At 35.5% G+C, this 4,719-nt stretch carries 6 protein-coding genes; all 6 read right to left on the bottom strand.

What is annotated here, in order from left to right:
• Positions 1–26 precede the first annotated feature (26 nt).
• On the bottom strand, positions 27–851 hold the full coding sequence (rplB, locus tag B2989_RS06565) for a 50S ribosomal protein L2 (protein WP_145000910.1): 825 nt from the start codon (positions 849–851) through the stop codon (positions 27–29).
• A 10-nt stretch (positions 852–861) separates the two neighbouring features.
• Positions 862–1,152 (bottom strand): 50S ribosomal protein L23, encoded by a 291-nt coding sequence (gene rplW, locus B2989_RS06560; protein ID WP_028283871.1) that lies wholly within the window; start codon positions 1,150–1,152, stop codon positions 862–864.
• Between the two features lie 7 nt (positions 1,153–1,159).
• Positions 1,160–1,789, bottom strand: a complete 630-nt coding sequence (rplD, locus tag B2989_RS06555; protein WP_292946116.1) for a 50S ribosomal protein L4 — start codon at positions 1,787–1,789, stop codon at positions 1,160–1,162.
• Positions 1,789–2,406, bottom strand: a complete 618-nt coding sequence (gene rplC / locus B2989_RS06550; protein ID WP_028283869.1) for a 50S ribosomal protein L3 — start codon at positions 2,404–2,406, stop codon at positions 1,789–1,791. Before rplC ends, rplD begins: the two co-directional genes overlap by 1 nt.
• A gap of 145 nt (positions 2,407–2,551) precedes the next feature.
• Positions 2,552–2,857 (bottom strand): 30S ribosomal protein S10, encoded by a 306-nt coding sequence (gene rpsJ, locus B2989_RS06545; RefSeq protein ID WP_010181931.1) that lies wholly within the window; start codon positions 2,855–2,857, stop codon positions 2,552–2,554.
• Positions 2,858–2,868: 11 nt separating this feature from the next.
• The coding region (fusA, locus tag B2989_RS06540) for an elongation factor G (RefSeq protein ID WP_292946062.1) at positions 2,869–4,719 on the bottom strand (1,851 nt) is incomplete at its 5' end.

The following is a 4,719-nucleotide window of genomic DNA, read 5'->3' as shown; positions in this document are numbered from 1 at the left end:
TTTTTTAATGATCTTGCCATGATTTCTTATTTCTTTCTACGTTCTACAATATATTTATTACTCGCTTTAGTTTTAGAACGTGTTCTATATCCTTTAGCTGGTATACCGTTTCTAGAACGTGGATGTCCACCTGATGACTTACCTTCACCACCTCCCATTGGGTGATCAACTGGATTCATTACAACTGGTCTTGTTCTTGGTCTTCTACCTAACCATCTACTACGTCCAGCTTTACCTGAAACAAGTAACTGATGATCTGAATTAGAAACTGCTCCTATCGTTGCCATACATGTAACTAAAATTAATCTAGTTTCACCTGATGGTAATTTAATAGTAGCAAACTTACCATCTCTAGCCATTAACTGAGCAAAAGCTCCAGCACTTCTTGCCATTACAGCACCTTGTCCCGGTCTTAACTCAACACATGAGATAATTGTTCCTAATGGAATATTAGCTAATGGCATTGCATTTCCAATTTCCGGAGAAGAACCTTCACCTGAAACAACAGTTTGACCTACTTGTAAACCATTTTGAGCAATGATATAAGTTTTCTCACCATCTTGGTAATTCAATAATGCGATAAACGCTGTTCTGTTTGGATCGTATTGTATTGATGCCACTTCAGCAGGAATACCTGCTTTAGATCTTTTGAAATCAATTATACGATATCTACGTTTGTGACCACCACCTTTATAGCGCATGGTCATACGTCCTTGACTGTTTCTACCACCTGATCGTTTTTTCGGAGCTAATAAGCTTTTTTCCGGCTTGTCAGTAGTAATGGCGTCAAATCCGTTTACTACTCTAAATCGCTGACCTGGTGTGATTGGTTTTAATTTTCTTACTGACATTTGTCTTTAATTACATGTTAGTGTATAAATCAATCATTTCACCTTCCGCCAGTTGTACAATTGCTTTTTTCTTAGCATTTGTTTTACCATGTTGAATACCAGTTTTAGTAAACTTGGTACTTCTATCTGGACGGACATTTATAGTACGAACTTTTTCAACAGAAACTCCATAAGCAGCTTCCACTGCTTTTTTGATTTCTACCTTGTTCGCCTTAGTGTTCACAAAGAAACTATAGCAGTTGTTTAACTCGCTATTAGCAGTTGCTTTTTCTGTGATTATAGGTTTAATTAAGATATTCATTTTGCTTCTATTTACTTAAATTCGACTCAATTCCTTCTAAAGAGCTCTCTAAAAGGACAACTTGATTTGCATTTAATATTTTGTAAGTACTTAATTCTGAGGCCATTATAACTTCTGAGCCTTTCAAATTACGTGACGACAAATATACATTATTATTTGACGTACCCAACACAAACAGTGATTTTTTGTTTTGTAGGTCTAACGCATTTAATACAGCTGTAAAGTTTTTAGTCTTTGGAGCATCAAAATTAAAGTCCTCTAGGACGATAATAGACTTTTCATTTGCCTTAATACTTAAAGCCGATTTACGCGCTAAACGTTTTAAGCTTTTATTAAGTTTGAATGAATAGTTTCTAGGTCTTGGTCCGAACATACGTCCTCCACCTCTAAAAACTCCTGACTTAATACTACCTGCTCTGGCAGTACCTGTACCTTTTTGTTTTTTAATCTTACGTGTACTTCCAGTAATCTCAGCACGCTCTTTAGCTTTGTGAGTTCCCTGTCTTTGATTTGCTAAGTATTGCTTAACATCCAAATATACAGCATGATTATTAGGTTCAATAGCAAAAACACCATCAGAAAGGTCTGCCTTTCTACCTGTTTCTTTTCCGTTTATATCTAAAACTGCTACTTTCATTATTTTCTGATAATTACATAAGCGTTTTTATGTCCAGGTACACAACCTTTAACAACTAGTAAGTTCTTTTCAGGAACTACTTTTAAAACTCTTAAATTTTCAACTTTAACTGAATCTGTTCCCATTCTACCTGCCATACGCATTCCTTTGAATACTCTTGCTGGATAAGATGCTGCTCCAATAGATCCTGGTGCTCTTAAACGGTTATGTTGTCCGTGAGTAGCTTGACCTACACCACCAAACCCATGACGTTTTACAACTCCTTGGAATCCTTTTCCTTTTGATGTACCTGATACATCAACAAATTCACCTTCTACAAAGTGCTCTACAGTGATTGCATCACCTAACTTGTACTCCGCATCAAAACCTTTAAATTCAACGATTTTGCGTTTTACAGAAGTCCCTGCTTTTTTAGCATGACCTAAGTCAGCTTTAGTAGCACTTTTTTCTGTCGCGTCATCGAAACCAAGTTGCACAGCATTATAACCGTCAACTTCTTCAGTTCTGACTTGGGTAACGATACATGGTCCAGCTTCGATTACTGTACATGGTACATTCTTACCATTTTCATCGAAAATGCTGGTCATACCGATTTTTTTTCCAATTAACCCAGACATAATTATTATTTATTTATTATTACTATTTATTAAAAAATATTCAAGGCCGAAAATACGTTTCAGCCTTGAATTGTATTTTTACCGTTTTTCCTTCGCTCGAAGCTTAGGACATGTTTCGCTTAAAATCTTTAAACGAATAAATTACTTATACTTTAATTTCAACTTCTACTCCACTTGGTAATTCAAGTTTCATTAAAGCATCAATAGTCTTTGAAGATGAAGAGTAAATATCTAATAATCTCTTGTAAGAGCTTAATTGAAATTGTTCTCTAGACTTCTTATTTACGTGTGGTGAACGTAATACAGTAAAGATTTTTTTATGAGTTGGTAATGGAATTGGTCCAGTTACTACAGCTCCAGTACTTTTTACTGTCTTTACAATCTTCTCAGCAGATTTATCTACTAAATTGTGATCGTAAGATTTTAATTTTATTCTAATTTTTTGACTCATTTCTTTAAGATTTACGATTCAACGCCTTTAGCAGCTTTAATTACTTCTTCTGAAATATTAGAAGGAGTTTCAGCATAATGTGAAAATTCCATTGTAGAAGTTGCTCTACCAGAAGATAATGTTCTTAATGTTGTAACATAACCAAACATTTCAGATAATGGCACAGTAGCTTTAATTGTCTTAGCTCCAGCACGATCACCCATACCTTCCATCATACCTCTTCTTCTATTTAAATCTCCAACAATGTCACCCATATTTTCTTCAGGAGTAATTACCTCAAGCTTCATGATAGGCTCCATTATTACAGCTTTAGCAGCTTTAGCACAGTTTTTAAATCCTAGCTTAGCAGCCAACTCAAAAGATAATTGATCAGAATCCACATCATGGTAAGATCCATCTTTCAAAGTAACTTTCATTGAATCGATTTCATAACCTGCTAATGGACCGTTAACCATTGCCATCTTAAATCCTTTTTCAATTGAAGGGATAAATTCCTTAGGAACGTTACCACCTTTAATTACAGATTCAAACTGTAATCCAACAACACCTTCGTCTGCTGGTTCAACAGTAAATACGATATCGGCAAATTTACCACGCCCACCTGATTGTTTCTTATAAACTTCTCTATGATCTGCCGATGCAGTAATAGCTTCTTTATATTCAACTTGAGGTTGACCTTGATTAACTTCTACTTTAAACTCACGTCTTAAACGATCTACAATTACATCTAAGTGAAGCTCTCCCATTCCAGAAATAATAGTCTGACCTGAAGCCTCATCTGAACGCACTGTAAACGTTGGATCTTCTTCTGCTAATTTAGCTAAACCAATACCTAATTTATCAACATCAGCTTTAGTTTTAGGCTCAACCGCAATACCAATTACTGGATCTGGGAAGTCCATAGACTCTAAAATGATTGGATGATCTTGGTCTGATAAAGTATCTCCTGTTTTGATAGATTTAAATCCAACAGCAGCTCCAATATCACCAGCCTCGATAAAATCAATTGCATTTTGCTTGTTAGCATGCATCTGATAGATACGAGAGATACGTTCTTTTTTACCAGAACGATTATTTAACACATAAGAACCTGCATCTAAACGACCAGAATAAGCTCTAAAAAATGCTAAACGTCCTACGAAAGGATCCGTTGCAATTTTAAACGCTAATGCTGCGAAAGGTTCGTCAACACTTGGCTTACGTAATTCTTCTTTTTCAGTATCTGGATTCATTCCTTTAATACCTTCCTTGTCCATTGGAGAAGGCAAGTAACGACATACAGCATCTAACAAGAACTGTACACCTTTATTTTTAAAAGCTGAACCACAAATCATAGGAATGATAGCCATATCCATTACAGCAGCTCTAAGCGCTTTATGCACTTCTTCTTCTGTAATTGAATCTTCATCTTCCATGAATTTCTCTAAAAGATTCTCGTCATAACTAGCTACTTCTTCAATTAAAAGTGCACGGTATTTACGAGCTTCTTCTTTCATATCCTCAGGAATTTCGATAACATCGAAAGTTGCTCCTTGAGTTTCATCGTGCCATACAATAGCACGGTTTTTTACTAAATCTATGATACCTTTAAAATCTTCTTCATCACCAATATTTAAAACAATTGGCACTGCGTTAGACTTTAACATATCTTTTACTTGTTGACAAACAGCTAAAAAGTCAGATCCTTGACGGTCCATCTTATTAACAAAACCAATTCTTGGCACTTTATAATTGTCTGCAAGTCTCCAGTTAGTTTCAGATTGAGGCTCAACACCATCAACTGCACTAAACAAGAATACTAAACCATCTAATACACGTAAAGATCTATTTACCTCTACAGTAAAATCAACGTGACCTGGAGT

The sequence above is a fragment of the Olleya sp. UBA1516 genome, assembly GCF_002323495.1.
Classification (GTDB): domain Bacteria; phylum Bacteroidota; class Bacteroidia; order Flavobacteriales; family Flavobacteriaceae; genus Olleya.
This window is presented reverse-complemented; position numbering and strand designations above follow the sequence as displayed.